This is a genomic window from Dapis purpurea BLCC-M126, assembly GCF_050015975.1.
Lineage (GTDB): Bacteria > Cyanobacteriota > Cyanobacteriia > Cyanobacteriales > Microcoleaceae > Trichodesmium.
Genome location: NZ_JBNHER010000074.1, coordinates 1 through 18,467, shown reverse-complemented (window position 1 = coordinate 18,467; position 18,467 = coordinate 1). Strand labels below are relative to the sequence as shown.

20 protein-coding genes are annotated in these 18,467 nt (G+C 34.2%); 17 read left to right on the top strand and 3 right to left on the bottom strand.

What is annotated here, in order from left to right; genetic code table 11:
• Positions 1-727 precede the first annotated feature (727 nt).
• Both ACP6PL_RS06955 and ACP6PL_RS06950 read left to right on the top strand, forming a co-directional pair.
• Positions 728-1,810: a sensor domain-containing diguanylate cyclase gene (locus tag ACP6PL_RS06955; RefSeq protein ID WP_426543932.1), complete on the top strand. Its 1,083-nt coding sequence runs from the start codon at positions 728-730 to the stop codon at positions 1,808-1,810.
• Between the two features lie 230 nt (positions 1,811-2,040).
• Complete coding sequence (locus ACP6PL_RS06950) at positions 2,041-2,226, top strand: hypothetical protein (RefSeq protein ID WP_426543930.1); 186 nt, start codon at positions 2,041-2,043, stop codon at positions 2,224-2,226.
• Positions 2,227-2,569: 343 nt separating this feature from the next.
• Here the strand turns inward: ACP6PL_RS06950 and ACP6PL_RS06945 are convergent, their stop codons facing one another.
• Positions 2,570-3,736, bottom strand: coding sequence for a metal ABC transporter solute-binding protein, Zn/Mn family (locus tag ACP6PL_RS06945; RefSeq protein WP_426543928.1), 1,167 nt, complete (start codon positions 3,734-3,736; stop codon positions 2,570-2,572).
• 161 nt (positions 3,737-3,897) lie between these two features.
• Here ACP6PL_RS06945 and ACP6PL_RS06940 point away from each other — a divergent pair, with 161 nt between their 5' ends.
• From ACP6PL_RS06940 to ACP6PL_RS06920, 5 genes are all read left to right on the top strand, one after another.
• Entirely contained in the window at positions 3,898-4,647 is a 750-nt protein-coding gene (locus tag ACP6PL_RS06940) for a metal ABC transporter ATP-binding protein (RefSeq protein ID WP_426543926.1), read from the top strand.
• Positions 4,648-4,753: 106 nt separating this feature from the next.
• Positions 4,754-6,592 (top strand): ATP-dependent nuclease, encoded by a 1,839-nt coding sequence (locus ACP6PL_RS06935; RefSeq protein WP_426543924.1) that lies wholly within the window; start codon positions 4,754-4,756, stop codon positions 6,590-6,592.
• A gap of 39 nt (positions 6,593-6,631) precedes the next feature.
• A complete protein-coding gene (locus ACP6PL_RS06930; RefSeq protein ID WP_426543922.1) occupies positions 6,632-6,856 on the top strand; it encodes a DUF433 domain-containing protein in 225 nt (74 codons plus the stop codon).
• On the top strand, positions 6,853-7,191 hold the full coding sequence (locus ACP6PL_RS06925; RefSeq protein ID WP_426543920.1) for a DUF5615 family PIN-like protein: 339 nt from the start codon (positions 6,853-6,855) through the stop codon (positions 7,189-7,191). Before ACP6PL_RS06930 ends, ACP6PL_RS06925 begins: the two co-directional genes overlap by 4 nt.
• Before the next feature lie 88 nt (positions 7,192-7,279).
• Complete coding sequence (locus ACP6PL_RS06920; RefSeq protein ID WP_426543918.1) at positions 7,280-8,173, top strand: metal ABC transporter permease; 894 nt, start codon at positions 7,280-7,282, stop codon at positions 8,171-8,173.
• 106 nt (positions 8,174-8,279) lie between these two features.
• Here ACP6PL_RS06920 and ACP6PL_RS06915 read toward each other — a convergent pair whose 3' ends face one another.
• Together ACP6PL_RS06915 and hpnH are read right to left on the bottom strand one after the other, a co-directional pair.
• Entirely contained in the window at positions 8,280-8,924 is a 645-nt protein-coding gene (locus ACP6PL_RS06915; protein WP_426543916.1) for a LysE family translocator, read from the bottom strand.
• Between the two features lie 415 nt (positions 8,925-9,339).
• Positions 9,340-10,362 (bottom strand): adenosyl-hopene transferase HpnH, encoded by a 1,023-nt coding sequence (gene hpnH / locus ACP6PL_RS06910; protein ID WP_426543914.1) that lies wholly within the window; start codon positions 10,360-10,362, stop codon positions 9,340-9,342.
• Between the two features lie 891 nt (positions 10,363-11,253).
• On the opposite strand from hpnH, the gene ACP6PL_RS06905 reads away from it, so the two are divergent.
• From ACP6PL_RS06905 to ACP6PL_RS06860, 10 genes are all read left to right on the top strand, one after another.
• Positions 11,254-11,481 (top strand): hypothetical protein, encoded by a 228-nt coding sequence (locus ACP6PL_RS06905; protein ID WP_426543912.1) that lies wholly within the window; start codon positions 11,254-11,256, stop codon positions 11,479-11,481.
• A gap of 150 nt (positions 11,482-11,631) precedes the next feature.
• Positions 11,632-12,078, top strand: coding sequence for a nitrogen fixation protein (locus tag ACP6PL_RS06900; RefSeq protein ID WP_426543911.1), 447 nt, complete (start codon positions 11,632-11,634; stop codon positions 12,076-12,078).
• 28 nt (positions 12,079-12,106) lie between these two features.
• Complete coding sequence (locus tag ACP6PL_RS06895; protein ID WP_426543909.1) at positions 12,107-12,463, top strand: Nif11-like leader peptide family natural product precursor; 357 nt, start codon at positions 12,107-12,109, stop codon at positions 12,461-12,463.
• Between the two features lie 356 nt (positions 12,464-12,819).
• Positions 12,820-13,131, top strand: coding sequence for a Nif11-like leader peptide family natural product precursor (locus tag ACP6PL_RS06890; protein ID WP_426543907.1), 312 nt, complete (start codon positions 12,820-12,822; stop codon positions 13,129-13,131).
• Positions 13,132-13,251: 120 nt separating this feature from the next.
• Entirely contained in the window at positions 13,252-14,520 is a 1,269-nt protein-coding gene (locus tag ACP6PL_RS06885; RefSeq protein WP_426543905.1) for a nif11-class peptide radical SAM maturase 3, read from the top strand.
• A 35-nt stretch (positions 14,521-14,555) separates the two neighbouring features.
• Entirely contained in the window at positions 14,556-14,741 is a 186-nt protein-coding gene (locus ACP6PL_RS06880; protein WP_426543903.1) for a hypothetical protein, read from the top strand.
• A 399-nt stretch (positions 14,742-15,140) separates the two neighbouring features.
• Positions 15,141-16,301: an aminoglycoside phosphotransferase family protein gene (locus ACP6PL_RS06875; RefSeq protein WP_426543901.1), complete on the top strand. Its 1,161-nt coding sequence runs from the start codon at positions 15,141-15,143 to the stop codon at positions 16,299-16,301.
• Between the two features lie 162 nt (positions 16,302-16,463).
• Positions 16,464-17,567, top strand: coding sequence for a T3SS effector HopA1 family protein (locus ACP6PL_RS06870; protein ID WP_426543899.1), 1,104 nt, complete (start codon positions 16,464-16,466; stop codon positions 17,565-17,567).
• Between the two features lie 48 nt (positions 17,568-17,615).
• The gene (locus tag ACP6PL_RS06865) at positions 17,616-17,813 is read left to right on the top strand and encodes a hypothetical protein (protein ID WP_426543897.1); all 198 of its coding nucleotides are present in this window, start codon (positions 17,616-17,618) and stop codon (positions 17,811-17,813) included.
• A 252-nt stretch (positions 17,814-18,065) separates the two neighbouring features.
• Entirely contained in the window at positions 18,066-18,236 is a 171-nt protein-coding gene (locus ACP6PL_RS06860; RefSeq protein WP_426543895.1) for a hypothetical protein, read from the top strand.
• Positions 18,237-18,467: the final 231 nt, after the last annotated feature.

Below are 18,467 nucleotides of genomic sequence, written 5' to 3'. Positions count from 1 at the left end.
ACTCCTAAAAAATACCCTGTCTATTTGTAACAAACATTTATTAAATTGGTATAACGTATTTCATATTAATAAAAAAGTTTTTGTTTGTAGTAGGGCTTTAGCCCCAAGATAGGTATTTATCGGGCTAAAGCCCTACTACGAGCTTTAATTATCACTGTTCAACGGGACATGATATAACTAGTCTTTTAGCACTTTCTGACGAAATGCTCTTCCCAAACAGCTAGCCTCCTAGGGAAGACATACGCTAATAGCTTTTTGAGCTTGGGTTAAAATCCCCTGTAACTGTTGCGCAGGATTGTTTAGGAAGGGTTAAAATCCCTTTCGCGCACTTTAAAAAAATTATCTTGCTGACTGCTGACCACTTTTTTAATAGGCTAAAACCCTACTACAAACAAATACTCCTTTCTCCTGAGTTCTCCCTAATTATTTATAACCGTAATTTCACGATTTTAAGTATTGCGAAATTACACCAAAATCAAGATTTAATTTATTAAAATATAATCTCAAAAAAGTCTTATAGCACATAGCTTAGGTTTAAAATAAGTGATTTTAATCACATAAAAGCGGCAAATGAGTTACCTAGATATATTACTAAGCTCATCATCAATAGCGATATAGTTCATTAATTTTCAAGATAAAATTCATATTTTATGAAGATAAATATCACCACATTAATTTTAACAATAATAGATACTAATAATATAACGAACTTAAGGAAAATTTTAAAATGACAACTTACGAAGAACCATTACATGATAAGAATAGTCGTCTAGAGCAAGAAGTACGGCGTTTGCAAGAATCAGTAAATCAACTAGAACAACGGCAACAGGAGATGCTAACAATTTACCAAATGATAGAATTTTTACAAGTATGCGAAAAAATTGAAGACACAAGTAAACTGCTAGCAGAATTTCTCCAAAGATTATTTCCAGAGTTTTCTGGCAGTGTATTCTTAAAAAATGAGTGTAATGGCAAATTTGAGAGAGTTACTTTTTTTGGCAACAGAGCAGATCGTAAAACTTCATTGGAATTTAGTCAATGTTGGGCATTAATGCGTGGACAAACTCATATTGCTGGCAACGATCAACCAGGATTATTTTGTAATCATATCGATCTGGAAACTCAACCTACTCAAACTATTTGTATTCCTCTTGTAACTCAAGCGAAAGTTTGGGGGTTGTTTTACCTCCGAACAGAATCTCCAGAAAAAATTAGTTGCTATCAACAACATTTAGCTCATACTGTAGGTAAACAAATTTCTTTAGCATTTTACAACCTTAAACTAAAAGAACAATTAAGAAACGATAGTATTCGTGACTCTTTAACAGGTTTATTTAATCGGCGTTATTTAGATGAATCTCTTAAGCAAGAAATTATTAAAGCTGAACGCAATCAACAACCTTTAAGTGTCATTATGGTAGATGTTGACCACTTTAAAAATTTTAACGATACTTATGGTCACGATGTAGGAGATATGGTACTACGAAAATTGGCAAAGTTTTTAGAAGGGCAAGTTAGAGAATCTGATATTGTTTGTCGTTACGGTGGAGAAGAAATAACTTTAATTTTAATAAATACTCCTTTAGATATTGCTAAACAAAGGGCAGAAAATATTTGTTCAGGAGTTAGGGAATTATCTCTAGAAAATCAAGGTGAAGTTCTCCCATCTGTAACTGTTTCTCTGGGAGTTGCTTCTTTTCCTTTAGATGGAAACACAGGAGAAGAGATTGTTCAAAAAGCTGACAGAGCTTTGTATCAGGCGAAAAAAGCAGGACGTAATCAAGTCGTTTTGTATCAAGTAGAGCAGTAAATATATTGAAATTTTATAATTAACTTTTATGGTTTTATATTGTCCGTTTTTTTATTAAAAAAAATTAAGAAAAAATGAATTAATTATAAAGAAAATAGTAATAATTAGATATACAAGGTCATAACAGAAATAAGGAGATTTCCCTGAAGTCAGAAATCAGAAGTCAGAAGTTAAATTTTTGCTGTGACTAAATGAGTCATGGCGACTGCTATATAATTAAATTAAGACTGATGAAAACAGGTAAAATTATTTTAATAGCTACCTCATTATTTGTGTCAACTAACCAGGGATTATATGCAGGATTGTTTGACACAATCAAACAATTAAAAATAGAAAATCCTAGTTGTCTAGAATGTGATGTCAAAATAGCTGAATGGCAAAATCACCAAGAATTTTTAACCAAGTCAGTTTGGTAGGGGTTTGGTTACTAAGCCCCTAAGATATTGAATTTTTAAAGATACAAACGGATTTGATATTGAAAGTCAGCAGTTGTTTTTGTAAAAGGGATTTTGAGCAACCCTTAAAAAATATTTTGCCTTAAAAGATGGGGTTGTAGACCCAATTATTGTGATAATACTGTACGTAGAAGTATTTTTATTGCTTGTTTCTAGGTGACTAAAGTAAAGGTTTGTAGACCAAACCCCTACTATGGGCATTGCATATTTATATTGACAGATTATAGATTTATAAGAATAGCTGAAATGCTAACTATACTGTTACTAAAATAATTGCAATCCACCACTACCATAATATTAACTACTATTGTTTAACTTCCGCAGTCGATTTTGTTTGCAACTCAAAATTTGTATATTTCCCACCCAAAGCTTCTACTATTGCTTGAGTATTAGAGATCAACATTTTCACATAACTATCTCCTTCACTCCCAGGAGCGCCAATAGAATCAGAATATAACTCCCTAGGTGCTAACTTTACCCCTGCTTCCTCCGCAACCGTAGTAATTAACTTAGGATTAATAGTAGTCTCCGCAAAAATAGCAGGCACTCCAGTTTTCTTAATTTCGTCTGCCAAATTTTTCACCGTCTGCGCACTAGGTTGCTCCTCCGTAGTCATCCCTATCAAAGTTCCTGTCACCTCCAAACCATAAGCTTTCACATAATATTCAAAAGCATCATGGGTAGTCACCAGGCGGCGCTGACTTTCTGGAATAGTCCCTATTTGTTCACTAATCCAAATATCAACCTGCTCTAACTCCTCAACTAATCTCGCAGCATTCTCCATAAACACTTCTTTGTCTTCCGGCGACAACTCAATCAAAATATCCCTAATTGCATTCACCATCACAATTCCATTTTCCGCATCACCCCAAACGTGGGGATCTGGCACCAACTCTCCCTCCTCCGGATTTTGCAAAGCTGTCACCTTTTCCCCCACTGCCAACTTTTGCGCTTTGACACCCGCAGCATTCATCAGTTTAATTAAAGCAGGTTCCAAATTATAGCCATTATAAATAATTAAATCTGCTTCCTCAAAAGCCACACTATCAGCAGGCACAGGTTCATAAATATGAGGATCTGCTCCCGGTTCCATAATTCCCTGATGCTCAATTTCATCCCCACCTATTTTTTCTGCCATATCAGCAATGATGGTACTTGTCGAAACTACTAAAGGTTTACCCTCACTCTCAGCAGAAATATTTGCAGATGGAGCAGCACAACCACTAATCCATAATCCTAATAAAATTCCTAATGCTGGCCATGTATTTTTGGCACTTATGCAGAAACCGGGTTTATCGGAGGAATTTCGAGAGAGAGAATTAGAGCAATAAACCCGGTTTCTTGTTTGGGTGTCTAAGTCCTGCGTATATCTACCACTCAGATATATTTCCTGTTTCTTGTTCTGAGTTAAACCTTCTCTACCCAGACTATTAGTTAAATTAATTTTGCACAGATACTTACTAATTTTCATTTTGAATTTTGATTTAATTGACAATTTTTCATATTCCTTTCATAATTTATATCATATTGCTTTCATATTTCTCATATTCCAGGGTCAAGTTTTGATACATATCTCTATGACTGAGAGGATTTCAGAGAATTAAGTTTGATAATTGATAGGAGTCATAATTAATGAGTCAGGCCAAAATTATAGTTAGTCATTTAGCAGTCCATTATCGTACCGTTGAGGCGTTGCGAGACATTACCCTACAAATACAAGCAGGAAAATTAACAGGTATTATTGGCCCTAATGGCGCGGGAAAAAGTACCTTATTAAAAGGGATGTTAGGGTTAATTCCTGTGAGTGGGGGTTCTGTAATCTACAATGACAAACCACTTCAGGAACAGTTGGGCAGAATTGCTTATGTGCCTCAGCGATCGCAAATTGATTGGACTTATCCTGCTACTGTCTGGGATGTGGTAATGATGGGGCGAGTGCGTCAGACTGGTTGGTTTCGTCGTTTTTCTAATGTGAGTCGGCGGATAGCATTGGAGGCGTTGACAAGGGTGGGGATGGATAGTTATCGCGATCGCCCCATCGGGCAACTTTCTGGAGGCCAGCAGCAACGGGTATTTTTGGCGCGCTCTTTAGCTCAAGAAGCAGATATTTTCTGTTTTGATGAACCGTTTGTTGGGGTAGATCAGAAGACTGAAAATATTATTTTTGAGATTTTTCACGAGTTAGCTGAAGTTGGAAAAGTTGTGATTGTTGTTAATCACGATCTGGGTGAGTCTATTACTAATTTTGACGATTTAATTTTGTTAAATAAGGAGTTAATTGCGGTTGGCGATCGGCAAGTTGTATTGCAGGAAGAAAATTTGTATCGTGCTTATGGGGGTAAGGTTGGTTTCTTTTCCGAGTCTTTAAGGCAAGTTGCTTGATTGTTCTAAGATTTTTTTTAGTAGGATTAAAGAAGTTGTTTAGGAAAAGTTGAAATTGTAACTGCTATACTTTATAGGTATTATATATGAGATAAAAATCATTAGAATGTATCAATACAAATTGACCGAAATTGTTTTTAACAATGAAGAAAAAATCCAACTGGGAAATCTTACCGTAATTATTGGTCCTAATAATTGTGGAAAGAGCCGTGCCCTAAAGGATATTGCTTGGAAAACAACAAAAAACAGAGATATTCCAGGTGTTATTGTTAGTGATGTAGACTGGGTATGTCCGCAGAATTTGCAGGAGTTGTGTGAAGCCTACAAATTGGAAAGATATCAGGATAAAAATGGTAATTGGATGTTTCGTAAGTTAGCTGCTGAATTGAATCAAGAACAACCACCACTTAACGCAAATAATTGGAACTTATACAAGGATAATCCTGAACATTTATTGAATAAGCTTCAATTTGCAGGTCAGTTTGGTTTTGCTCTGATTGCTTTTTTAACTACAGAATATCGGCTGCAATTAGTGAATAAGTCTCCTAGCCATGCGGATGAAATACAAGAGTCAAATTTGCTGCAAACTCTCTATAATGCAGGAAGTGATTTAGAAAAACAGATACAAGAATTAGTAAAGTCTGCTTTTGGAAAGGAGATAAAATTGGACTTTACTGTACCTCAAAGGTTACTTCTTAGAATTAGAGAGAATTTTGATGAAGTTCCTGTAGATCCTAGAGATGCTAGATCCATCATGGAGAAGTATGAGAAACTAGATGAACAAGGTGATGGAATTAGAAGTTTTGTAGGAATTATCATTGCACTAATGGCAATCAAAAGAGATGTTTTTTTAATTGATGAGCCAGAAGTATTTCTTCATCCACCTCAAGCTTTTAAGATGGGAGAGTTCATTGCAGAGCAATCAAATAGTTATGATTTGTATTTGTTGGCGATCGCTAAACTATTAAATGACAAATACTTGAGATTATTTAGCTTTTATTTTCATAGCTTGATTCAGCAACGTAAAAGTCAAATCATTTTAGCTACCCATAGTGCTGATTTATTGCGTGGCATCTTAAGCAAAACAAAAGATGTAAAAATTATCCGAATTGATCGGAGGGAAAACACTAACTATTTTCATAAACTTAAGCCAGATAAATTGGAGGAATTAGTAAATGATCCTTTATTGATGACTGCTCGTGTTCTTGATGGACTATTCTACTCTGGTGTGGTTGTCGTAGAAGGTGACAGGGATGCGCGTTTTTATCAAGCTGTCTCAAATAAACTTGGAAATGATATGGATATCCATTTTGTCAATGCAGACAATAAACAAACTGTCCCGAAAATTATTGAAATGTATCGAAGTATGGGAGTACGATGTGCAGGGATTGTTGACTTTGACATTTTGAAGATTCAGCCAGAGTTTAAGAAGCAATTAGAATCATTGGGTTTTTCTCAAGAAGAAATTTCTCGCTTGTTGTCAATTCGTGAAGAGATCGCTAAAGTAGCTCAAGAACTTCCTCCAGACGAACGTATAAACAATGCTAAGGAGAAATTATCAAAATTACTAGACTATATAGAAGATAATCAAAACAAGAAAGAGCCAGAAAAGTTGCTGAGAGACATTAAAAATCAAGCCAATGAAATTGTTGCTTCCACAAATTGGAAAAATTTTAAAGAAAAAGGTCGAGGAGCTTTGCCAACAGAAGAACTACAATCAAAATTTGATGATTTATGGCGAACTTGTTCAGAGAAGGGATTATTTATCAATCCACTTGGTGAACTAGAATCAATGCTAGTAGATGAGAACATTCCTTATACAAGCAACAAACGTAATTGGCTGATCAAAGCTATGGAAAAACTTCCCGAGCTTAAAGTAAATAATGACAAGTATCTGTGGAAGTTTATCAAGGAAATTCAAGATTACATTTATAAGAAAGATTAATATAAGTAAGATTAAAATTCATTCAGGAGTAATAACTATATGTCAGAATTGCTAAAAAGAATCACAATTAATCCCAAACAATGTGGTGGCCGCCCTTGCATCCGAGGTATGAGAATTAGGGTATCGGATGTACTAGATTTGTTTGCTGCTGGACTGAGTGCCGAGCAAATCTTGGAAGAAATGCCCGATCTAGAAGCCAACGATCTGCAAGCAGCGCTTTTATATGCCTCGCGTAAACTTAATCATCCCGTCCTAGTTGTATGATAATTTGGATAGATGCACAACTGTCGCCTGCGATCGCCACTTGGATTAGCGATACTTTTGGAGTAACAGCATTAGCTCTACGGGATATTGGTTTGAGAGATGCTGAAGATTTTGAGATTTTTGAAGCAGCAAAAGCTGAAAGTGTCATCTTGATAACTAAAGACAGTGATTTTGTCGATCTAGTCAATCGCCTTGACTCACCACCTCAAATTATTTGGTTAACCTGTGGTAATACCTCAAATGCTCGGTTACGAGAAATTTTAAGTGCTACTTTACCAGAAGCGCTAGAGCTTCTACTGTCTGGTGAAGCATTAGTTGAAATTAGCGGAGAATAATTATACCTCTTTACTTATGAAATTACCACTTAATTTTCACTATAAAATCAGAATAATAAAACATCCAAAATAGGAAAAATAGACACTAATGTTAGAAACATTACTAGAGCCCTTACAATACAGTTTTATGCAGCGATCGCTCCTAGTCGCAATAATAGTCGGAATTATCTGTGCAGTAGTTGGCAGTTATTTAATGGTACAAAGATTAGCATTATTAGGAGATGCTATTAGTCACTCAGTTTTACCGGGATTAGCTATTGCTTTTTGGGTAGGAGCAAATATATTTATCGGAGCATTTATTGCCGGAGTAATTAGCACTATTTTAATTAACCTAATTAGGACGCGATCGCCAATCAAAGAAGATGCAGCAATGGGAATAGTTTTTTCTGCCTTCTTTGCGTTAGGAATTACATTAATTACAATTATTCAGAAAGACAATAAAATCGACCTAAATCATTTTTTATTCGGTAATATTCTCGGCGTAACTGTTGGAGATGTACGAGATACATTAATAAGTGCTGTAGTTGTTTTATTAGTTGTATTCCTACTTTATAAAGAACTATTATTCTACACATTTGACCCCCTCGGCGCTCAAGCAGTAGGTTTACCTGTAAATTTATTAAACTTAGGGTTAATGATGTTAATTGGTTTGACAATTGTAGCCAGTCTCAAAGCAGTAGGAGTGGTATTAGTTTTATCCTTATTAATTACACCAGCATCTACAGCTTATTTATTAGTTAAAAGACTCCACGAAGTAATGATATTAGGAGTAGGAATAGGAATTTTATCTAGTATTAGTGGGATGTATATTAGCTACTTCTATAATTTGCCATCCGGTCCAGCAATTGTATTAGTATCATTTGGATTATTTATATTAGCTTTTTTGTTCAGTCCGACTCAGGGAATTTTGACTCATCCCGCATCAACTTCTAGTCAGCCTTCTATTTGGAGAGAATTGAAAAGTTTAATCAAATCAAATTGAAAATATCGGGTTTTTCATCATCTTATTATTAGACAGCTACCTCTATTATCTTCATTTTTTTGTAAGCATTCAGCTCTAAACTATCAGCTAAATGCTTACTTTATTATCAACCAATTAAAATTACTAAAAGGGCAACACTAAACATAACAGTACCAGCTATACGATTAATATTAGTCATAGCTTGTTCGCTTTTAAATAATAATCTAGCACGAGAGGCTAAATAAGCATAAAATCCAGTTACTACAGAAACAATAACGGTCAGAAGAGTAGCAATTAAAACTATACTATTTACTTTTAAATCGTTAAGGTTGACAAAAACAGGAAGAAAAGCACCATAAAAAATAATAACTTTAGGATTACTAAGTGTAATAGCTAAACCTGCCGTAAAATTTTTTAAATAAGTTTTCTTTGATGCTTCATCATCATTGTCTAAATTGATAGGTGCTGATGTCCAAAGTTTCCAGCCTAACCAAACTAAATAAAGACCACCTAAAACTCTAATGATAATAAAAGCATTGTCAATAAATTGAGTCATTAATGTTAGTCCGAAAATTGCTATGAAAAGAAATATAATATCTCCTATAACAATTCCCGCTATTACTAAAAGGGAGGAACGAAAACCTGATACTAAGGCACAAGAAGTAGCTGCTAGAATACCAGGTCCTGGTGTACTAGCTAATACTAAGATTCCTATAGCAAGACCAAACATGGCTTGAATAGTAATATCATTAAAATTCAATAATTCACTCATGTTAAATTTATTATTAGTTTTTATAAAAATCCGATTAGTTTATAATCGGAATATTACTTTCTCTGAATACAGATGTTGTATTGAATAGGAATTTAAGAATTTAATAGCTCAAATCCTTTCTTTCTCCTGACTAATGATTCCGAGGGTGATAGGATAACTAATTACCCGGATTATATATTAGACATTTCCAAAAATCCCAAATCCAATCAATTATTATCCATAAATTATCAATTATTTCTCCCTACTCTCTCTTACTGAATTGTTAATTATTAATAATTAAATAATTCTCGTTTAAACCCTTCCCTTTTTAAGAAAAAAAAAGAAATAATATTTCCTGATATTCAATCAAGAACGGTTTTAACTAGAGGTAATTATCAATTATCAATTATCCATTAATGAACTCTCCCCTCTTAATTTAACCACCAATTTTCAACAAAGAACCTACAACTTGAGGAATATTTTCTAACTCCATTGCTGCCATGGCTGCTGTTGGTTCATAACCACAATGAACCATACAATCAGCACATTTAGGATTTCCACTTTTATAACCATAATTATTCCAATTAGTTTTCTCTAAAAGTTCTTTAAAAGTAGCATAATACCCTTCATTCATTAAATAACAAGGTTTTTGCCAACCAAGCACGCTATAACTAGGACTACCCCAGGGAGTACAATCATAATCTTTTTCTCCCATCAAAAAATCTAAAAATAGAGGATTATGGTTAAAATTCCAATTCTTTTTACCAGCTTTAAAAGGAGCAAGAATTTCTCGGAATAGTAACCGTGTTTGTTGTCGCTTCAGAAAATTTTCCTGGTCTGGTGCCCACTCATAACTATAACCAGGAGAAATCATCATTCCATCAATATTTAAACTTGCCAAAAAATCAAAAAATTCCTGTATTTGTTTTGGGTCTGTTCCCTCAAATACAGTAGTATTAGTAGTAACTCGAAACCCTCTAGCTTTAGCAGCACGAATTGCTTTAACTGCTATTTCAAACACCCCTTGTTTATCCACACATTTGTCGTGAGTTACTTGTAAACCATCAAGATGAACACTAAAAGTTAGATAAGGAGAAGGTCGAAATTGATCGAGATTCTTTTCCAGTAACAAACCATTAGTACATAAATAAACAAATTTTCTCCGTTCAATCAACCCTTGTACAATTTCATCAATTTGTGGATGTAATAAAGGTTCTCCCCCAGGAATAGAAACCACAGGAGCGCCACATTCTTCCACAGCAGCAAAACATTCTTGAGGCGTTAAATTTTGCTTGAGTATTTCTTTAGGATGCTGAATTTTCCCACAACCTGGGCACGCTAAATTACATCTAAATAAAGGTTCTAACATTAAAACTAAAGGGAAACGTTTACGTCCTTTCAGACGTTGAGTCAAAAGATATTTTCCTACTTCTAGAGCTTGTTGAAATTGAATTGCCATTAATTACCTCTTATTTAAGTAATATGTTTTACTAAATTTGCAATTGAAGAAGTTAAACTAATTTGAAAATAAAATTCATAATTGCTGATTCTGGAGATGATTATAGATAGCTGAAACCTATAAAGCTAATTAAAATATAGAAAAATCATCAAGTGATTTAGCAAGACAGAAAATTATTAAAAGCTATTAAATTATATAGTAGTGGATTGACGCATCTAAAAAATGCGCCAATAGTAGGGGCTGGTTCCACGTTAAATTAACGAGTTTAACCATTAGATAAAATAAATCTACTCCAAAATCTGTGGTTTCCACATTAAACTAACAAGTTTAACTATCAGATAAAATAACGCCCCAAAATCTAATCCACAAAATTAGCTGTGTCAGTCCAGATGGCTATTGTCCCTAAATACTTTTCACCACTATAGAATGTCCTCTGCGTGGCCATCAGAAAACTTAGATATTATAGAAAGACTAGTAAAGAAAGTCAACGATATTATTTTCTTCAATGTCTACAAACTTTCATTGAAACTTTTGGCACTGTGTACTAAATGTAGAAAAATTAAAAATGTAACTAACAGCAAAAAAAAAGACATAATTTTATACTTTAGGTCTTAGTAAGAGACAGTTATAAAAAAGACATAATTTTATACTTTAGGTCATTTTTTTATCTAAAAAGACTAGCGGATTTACAAAAAATATGAATATAGTATTTAACAAATACAAGCTTGAATATCATATCTTTAGGACTAAAAAATCCCCTTGATCATAGTGATTTAGATGGAAATTTAATATCTAGCTTATTTAGTCTATAAATTTCAATATATCTAGATGATTTAAAGATATGAAATAGAGCTTTATTTGAAAAACAATAATCTTCAAGGATAATTATCAATGGCTAATCTAAATATTACAGATTTAAACCCAGAATTAATGGCTGAAGCTATTGCCAATGCTCAAGCACGTCGTAACAATTCCGTTTCAGACATTTCCGAGCAAGAGGCAGCAGAAGTTGTAGGTGGTTTTGATACTATTAGTCCTTTTGTTTGTAAAGGCTGGATATGTCCGCCAATTGTAGTAGGATTAATCTACGTTCCAGAGCCAACAATTGCAATCAAGTAGTCAGTAAAGTACTGTTGCTGAATGTGTAATATTTTAGTCTCAAATATCTATGAAAAAAAGATATTTATTCTATGAAGACGAAAATATAATTACCATGACAGCAACTACCAACCAACACTGACTTGATAATTGTTTCCTAGAGGCTATTTCATGGAAAAAGTTACCCCCGAAAAGACAACTCTTTGTCCTAGTGCGCGGCCAGAAATGCCAAATAGTAAAGTATTTGGAATTATCAGTGGTACTGTAGACAAACCTAATCTTGCTTATCTGAAAAAACCACTACCCGTCACAGACGAAGTAATGGCATTATCTGGTTCCGTTACGCCAGCAGAAGTCTTCAGAACTGCTGCACCCTGTGCTGAGAAAAGCTGTCAACATTTTGATGGGGCAAAATGTCGCTTGGCAACTCAAGTGGTAGAACAATTAGCCACCGCAGTTGAACAACTACCACCCTGTTCTATACGTTCTACCTGTCGATGGTGGCAACAAGAAGGGAAAGCAGCTTGTATGCGTTGTCCCCAAGTAATTACAGATAACTATAGTCCGTCGGAAGTAATTAGACAGGTAGCAAAACCTGCTGTTACACACAACAAATAAATAATTTCAAGAAATTTAGGAGTTAATTATGTCTTTAGAAAATGTTAGAGCTTTCTATGAAAGAATAGCTGATGATAAAGAGTTCTTAAATCAGCTACAAGCTACTGAAACTCAAGAAGAAGGAAAAAAAATCCTGGAAGAAGCTGGTTATGACTTCACTGCTGAAGAGTTAGAAGAATATACTTCTCAAATGCTAGAGTCAAGTGATGCTGAAGACAGCGTATTGGAAGATTTGAACGAAAAACAAATGGCAGCAGTTTTTGGTGGTTTATCAAAAATTGGTCCTATACAAGCACTCTATGGAGTAATCTGGTGGCCTCCTAAGCCTTGGCCTCTGCCGCAGCCAATGTATGGCATTGTTGTAGATAATACAGAACTGATGTAACAAGTTCTAATTTCAAACCTTGGGGCTAGATATAGATTTTTTAGCCCCTCTTATACCATTTATCAAAAACTTTTCTACGCTTTGTTCAGCAGGGGAGTAGGAGAGAGGGAAACATCAGAAAAATTAACATTAAAATAGCTAAAATAAGCAAAAAAGTTATTTAGCTAGTTTTGACTACTTAATACTTGAAGTGTTGCTCAAGTATAGCATTAATGCATGGAAATTGGTATTAATTCATAGAAATTTACTTGCTTTCGCGATTGCATATCCTGAGTTAGTGCCAGAGCAACATTTAGTAATACCTGCTGTTATAGGCGAAAATTAATAAACAATAGAGAGATATTTAGGAATTCATTATGTCTTTAGAAAATGTTCGAGCTTTTTACGAAAGAATAAATGACGATAAAGAGTTTCTAGCTCAACTTCAAGCTATTGAAGCTCAGGAAGAAGGAAAGAAAATTCTGAAAGAATCTGGCTATGACTTCACAGCTAGAGAGTTAGAAGAATATACCTCTCAGATGCTAGAGTCAAGTAGTGGTGAAGACAGCGTGTTAGAAGACTTAGATGAAGAACAGATAGAAACAGTTTTTGGTGGGTTAACAAGATTCATTCAGCCAATATATGGCGCTCCTACTCCTTGGTGGCCTATTAAATGGCTTCTCATGTAGCCAATGTATGGCATCATTTTTGATGACAGAGTTTAATCAACAATTTTGAAATTAAGTGGGGGCAAAGTAGAAATTTTGTAGCCCCTCTTCCTGAAAAATTTAATCTGAGGATATTTATAAATGACTTATCGCATCAGCTACGCTGTTTGGGAAATCACATTAAAGTGTAATCTTGCTTGCCAACATTGCGGTTCTCGCGCCGGAAATACCAGAACCAAAGAACTTTCCACTGAAGAAGCTCTAGATATGGTGAAGCAGTTGGCAGAAGTAGGAATTACGGAAGTAACTCTAATTGGCGGAGAAGCCTTTTTGCGTCCAGACTGGTTAGAAATTGCTAAAGCTATTACGGATGCGGGAATGAAGTGTGGCATGACAACTGGAGGATTTGGCATTACCCTAGACACCGCTCGTAAGATGAAGGAAGCAGGTATTAGAGTAGTTTCTGTTTCGGTAGATGGTTTAGAAGAAACTCACGATCGCCTACGGGGTAAAAAGGGTTCCTGGCAATGGGCTTTTAAAACTATTGGTAATTTAAGGCAGGCTGGTATTGCCGTTGGTTGTAATACTCAAATTAACCGTCTTTCTGCTCCAGAGTTTCCCCAAATTTACGAACGTATTCGCGATGCAGGTGCTTTTGCTTGGCAAATTCAGTTAACTGTACCGATGGGGAATGCAGCAGATAATAGTGAGATTTTAATGCAGCCTTATGAATTATTAGATTTGTATCCGATGATCGCCCGTGTGACTAAACGAGCATACAAAGAAGGGGTGCAAGTTCAAGCAGGCAATAATATTGGTTATTATGGTCCCTACGAAAGATTATTGCGGGGACGGGGACAAGATAATCCTTGGGCAATTTGGCAAGGATGCAATGCGGGGTTATCAACTCTAGGTATTGAAGCTGATGGTGCAATTAAAGGTTGTCCGTCATTGCCAACTTCTGCTTATACGGGTGGTAATATCCGAGATTATTCCTTGCGGACAATTATTGAAGAGACAGAAGAGTTGCGGTTTAACTTAGGAGCAGATACTCCCCAGGGAACAGATCATTTATGGGGTTTCTGCAAAGGTTGTGAATTTGCTCAACTATGTCGTGGCGGTTGCAGTTGGACGGCTCATGTTTTCTTTGACAAACGAGGCAATAATCCTTACTGTCATCATCGAGCGTTAACTCAGGCACAAAAAGGTATTCGGGAACGGGTTGAACTTAAATATCAAGCAAGTGGCAATCCTTTTGATAATGGTGAATTTGCTCTGATTGAAGAACCTATTGATGCTCCTTGGCCAGAAAATGATCCGTTACATTTTACTAGTGATCACATTCAATGGCCTGAAGATTGGGAAGAAGAAAATGAGTCTATCCGCGAGTTAGTTAGTGTTAGTAAATAATCAGAAGTTAATTAAATCAAAAAATAATCATAATTATGTCTGCTATTAATTCTTCAGAAAATATTTCTACAAATCAAAATTTTGACAATCAAGATGTAACTGAAACAGAGGTTGCCAAGCCATTGTTACCTCGTTCTGCTTGGAATAGTCAGGTAGCTTTTTTGAGAGCGATGTTTCGGGCAAAGAAAGCATTGGATAAATTGGATCAAACTGGATATTAGTATTAATTAATCGGCTATCGGCAAATATTGAGTTGATAGCTGATATTAGTCATAACAATAATTTTCAATTTAAGACATAATTTTTTCACTTACGTCTACTTTATTTAAGTCAATGACTTGCGTATTCAGCAATAAATTAGGAAAATATTAGTGGTATCTACCTAAGTATTGTTTAGGGATTTACCACTTAATAAAGTACCTATTATTAGTACATAAAAATGCTCATGGCTGTCATTGCAAGTCGGTGATATTAGATTTAACCTCCATTGGAAAAAGTTAAACCAGCCGTAAGCGAAGCCTTCTCATACGGTAGAAATCTCTACTCTATCAGTTAGCTGGTAATCTATTTTTTTGCTACTCCCTTATCAAATAAAAACTTAACTTTTAATATAAATATATATGACTTTTATTTTAAGCTCTCATAATATTTTTGACTATCTATCAGAAAACTCTCTAGCCAATAAAACAGAAGAAACTCTAAGCAAAGTTGAACCAATAAACGCTAAAAATTTTAACTTGCTAGTAACTTTTGCTGATGGTAGTAAACTACTTGTCAAACAAGAACGCCATAATCAACAGGGAAAAACTATAGGTGAGTTTCAGAATGAATGGCTATTTCAAAACTTTTTAAATAAATTTCCTCAACTTGAACCTTGGCGTTTGTTTTTGCCAAAAGTAGTACATTTTGATTTAGAAAATTCTATTATTGTATCTACTTACTTGGATAACTATCAAAATTTAATGAATTTATATAGGCAAGAAAATAGTTTTCCAGAGGAGTTTGCTACAGAAATTGGTAAAGCATTAGCTACTATTCATCGTGATACTTTTAATCGTCAAGAACATCAGGAATTTTTGTCTCACCGAACTAATCACTTAACAAATGAACAAGTACATAAATTTGTCAATAATTTAGAAAGAATAACACCAGAAATTTTTGGAATAGTACCAGCAGATGGATTAAAATTCTTTGCTCTTTATCAAAGATATGATAGTTTAGGTCAAGCGATCGCTCAATTAAGTAATACTTTTAATTCCTGTTGTTTTACTCACAATGACTTTACCCTCAATAATATTCTAGTACGCACAAATTGGCAGGAAGAAAAAGAGAATATTGTTAAATTAATAGACTGGGAACGTTGTGATTGGGGAGACCCTACCTTTGATGTGGGAACTTTAATTAGTAGTTATCTACAACTTTGGCTGAATAGTTTAGTTATTAGTAAATCTTTAACCATAGAAGAATCTCTACGTTTAGCCACAACACCTTTAGAATTATTACAACCTTCTATTGCTAGTTTTATGTTAACTTATCTCCACACTTTCCCAGAAATAGTAGAATACTTTCCCGACTTTTTACCACGAGCGATACAATTTGCTGGCTTTAGTTTAATTCAGCAAATTCAGGCAATGATTCAGTATCAAAAATCTTTTGGTAATACAGGTATTGCCATGTTGCAAGTTGCCAAGACATTATTATGTCGTCCCCAACAATCAATTCCCACAATTTTTGGTAGTGCTGTTACAAAATTGAGTCAGTTTTCTACTTCTTTAGTCTAAGGAAAATACAGCAATCCGCGCATAGGTTGTCAGATTTTATCGTAGTGATTTTGTCTTCAAACCCTAGTCAACATAATGGGATTTATCAACCAAACCCCTACAGTTTTTCTCACATCTAATTCCTGATTCCTATCATATCAATCCAACAGAAATTAAAAAACCATGCAATTACTTGAAGTTTCATCAGTTCAGCAAACAACTCAAACTGAGGATAGATTACAGAATGTCTTAAAAGATATTGTGAAAAATGTTGAGATTAAATCTAATTTTTGCATTCAACATCCCAACTATAAACCATTTGAATTACCTGATGATGTTGTCTCTCGTTTTCAAAGTTTACCGACAGAAATACGGAATAAATATATAGGTCTAATCCTCCGAAGTTTTCTCTACGGAGTTTATTACAATGGTTCAATGAAAAATAGTTTAGAATCAGAAGAAGAAAATAAGTTACAGCTAGATTTAGAAAATAATACTTTCTTAGGAATAGATGTAGATTTTTATGAAAAAATCCATGAAAGTAATCAAGGTGAAGGTTATTTTGATGCTGACTGGCAAATTGTGAAGGAAGAAAATGATGGTAGTTTAGTAGTAACTAAAGGCGGTTTAAAAGTCCATATTGACAGAGATAAATATTTACAAACTTCTCAAAAAAAATCTGCTATTGGCGATTTAGTCGAGATTAAAATGCCAAAAAACTTAGTACAAAATGGTTTTTATATGGCAGTTAGTAATTCAGGAGTACAGAGTTATGGAAACTCAGAAAATAATTTAACTACGGTCAGAATTTATTTTAATTTAACTCCTGAAGGTACTATTACAGTAATGAAAAATCTGACACAACAGTTGAACGAAAAAGCTATTCCTTTTAGTTTTAAAGTTTTGTATAATCCTGATGAATATAAACGTTATGATTCAGGAGTTCTCTACTTTAATAGAGAAAACTATGAACCAGTTTCATCAGTTCTCAAAAATGTTTATTCCCAGACTAAATTAGAGTTTAAACCAGAAGTTCCTTTATTCACAAAACAATTAGCACTTGGATTAGGTTTAGCTGAAGAACCAGACAAAAAGTTTAGTATCCAAGAAAGTTTTGGCATGAACAGATGTCAAATTATCGCTAATGGTTTACTCAAAGCTTGGCATCAAGGCAATAACTCACCAGAGAATCGGATGAATGCTATTTTAGAGCAATTTAATTTGCTAGGAATTGATGTAAAACATCCTTATCTTAATGCCAATTCTGATGATATATATCATTTTTAGAATCGGCTATTTTCTTAAACTTAAACTTACCAAGGAGAATATTTAACAATGGCTCAAATTGAAATTTCCGACTTAAATCTAGTAGGATTTGATTTATTTCAAGGAGAAGAAAGTTTTCTCGATGATTTAACTGATGACGTATATATTAGAGGAGGTAGTTTTACTACTCCTGCTACTAATATCAGTGTTATTGATATTCCAGTTTCTGAAGATATTTTCTCTCAATCAATCTCTTTCGTTTATTAAGAGATTATCATGATACAAAAAAATCAAAATTTCAATCTACAAATGTAAGCATTCAGCCGTCAGCTATCAGCTATGAGTTATTAATTCACTATCATACCAAAGGAGGAATTAGTCTCCAAAGAGAATTAAAACTTATGAATAAAAATGCTATGACTTACCAAAGTTAGTCTTGTACCTCGAAAAGCTGAATGCTGAATGCTAATAGCTGAATGCTTACCTAAAAATAATCAATCACTTAGAAGAAAACTAACAATGGCTAACATTACAATTTCTGAATTACGTCCTGCTGGTACTGAATTATTCTTAGATTCTGAGAGTTTTGTTAATGAACTCATAGATGAGGAATTGAGCTTAACTAAAGGTGGTTTTATTACCACTGTTGTCGGCCCTATCAGTCCTTTTCTTTTTGTTCTACAGTTCTAATCAAATTAAATTTAGATAGATAGTTATATCAATCTCTAGAAAATACGAAATAAATTAGTTCAGAGCTAATAAATATTAGCTCTGATTTTTTTTGCTGCTACTTTTTCCTTTTATATGAACCACTTAAAGATGATTAATTAATACCATTTTGAAAAAATAATGTTACGAATAATAATGACGATAAAAAGATTTTACCCAATTATTAATTATTAATAATTAAATAATTCTGGT

Bases quoted from the DNA above. Each gene is read 5' to 3' on its own strand.
- ACP6PL_RS06880 (WP_426543903.1), top strand. From the start codon at position 14,556: ATGTCTGCTATTAATTCTTCAGAAAATATTTCTACAAATCAAAATTTT.
- ACP6PL_RS06865 (WP_426543897.1), top strand. From the start codon at position 17,616: ATGGCTCAAATTGAAATTTCCGACTTAAATCTAGTAGGATTTGATTTA.
- ACP6PL_RS06875 (WP_426543901.1), top strand. From the start codon at position 15,141: ATGACTTTTATTTTAAGCTCTCATAATATTTTTGACTATCTATCAGAA.
- ACP6PL_RS06950 (WP_426543930.1), top strand. From the start codon at position 2,041: ATGAAAACAGGTAAAATTATTTTAATAGCTACCTCATTATTTGTGTCA.
- ACP6PL_RS06905 (WP_426543912.1), top strand. From the start codon at position 11,254: ATGGCTAATCTAAATATTACAGATTTAAACCCAGAATTAATGGCTGAA.
- ACP6PL_RS06940 (WP_426543926.1), top strand. From the start codon at position 3,898: ATGAGTCAGGCCAAAATTATAGTTAGTCATTTAGCAGTCCATTATCGT.
- ACP6PL_RS06915 (WP_426543916.1), bottom strand. From the start codon at position 8,924: ATGAGTGAATTATTGAATTTTAATGATATTACTATTCAAGCCATGTTT.
- ACP6PL_RS06925 (WP_426543920.1), top strand. From the start codon at position 6,853: ATGATAATTTGGATAGATGCACAACTGTCGCCTGCGATCGCCACTTGG.
- ACP6PL_RS06885 (WP_426543905.1), top strand. From the start codon at position 13,252: ATGACTTATCGCATCAGCTACGCTGTTTGGGAAATCACATTAAAGTGT.
- ACP6PL_RS06890 (WP_426543907.1), top strand. From the start codon at position 12,820: ATGTCTTTAGAAAATGTTCGAGCTTTTTACGAAAGAATAAATGACGAT.
- ACP6PL_RS06870 (WP_426543899.1), top strand. From the start codon at position 16,464: ATGCAATTACTTGAAGTTTCATCAGTTCAGCAAACAACTCAAACTGAG.
- ACP6PL_RS06900 (WP_426543911.1), top strand. From the start codon at position 11,632: ATGGAAAAAGTTACCCCCGAAAAGACAACTCTTTGTCCTAGTGCGCGG.
- ACP6PL_RS06860 (WP_426543895.1), top strand. From the start codon at position 18,066: ATGGCTAACATTACAATTTCTGAATTACGTCCTGCTGGTACTGAATTA.
- ACP6PL_RS06930 (WP_426543922.1), top strand. From the start codon at position 6,632: ATGTCAGAATTGCTAAAAAGAATCACAATTAATCCCAAACAATGTGGT.
- ACP6PL_RS06955 (WP_426543932.1), top strand. From the start codon at position 728: ATGACAACTTACGAAGAACCATTACATGATAAGAATAGTCGTCTAGAG.
- hpnH (WP_426543914.1), bottom strand. From the start codon at position 10,362: ATGGCAATTCAATTTCAACAAGCTCTAGAAGTAGGAAAATATCTTTTG.
- ACP6PL_RS06945 (WP_426543928.1), bottom strand. From the start codon at position 3,736: ATGAAAATTAGTAAGTATCTGTGCAAAATTAATTTAACTAATAGTCTG.
- ACP6PL_RS06895 (WP_426543909.1), top strand. From the start codon at position 12,107: ATGTCTTTAGAAAATGTTAGAGCTTTCTATGAAAGAATAGCTGATGAT.
- ACP6PL_RS06935 (WP_426543924.1), top strand. From the start codon at position 4,754: ATGTATCAATACAAATTGACCGAAATTGTTTTTAACAATGAAGAAAAA.
- ACP6PL_RS06920 (WP_426543918.1), top strand. From the start codon at position 7,280: ATGTTAGAAACATTACTAGAGCCCTTACAATACAGTTTTATGCAGCGA.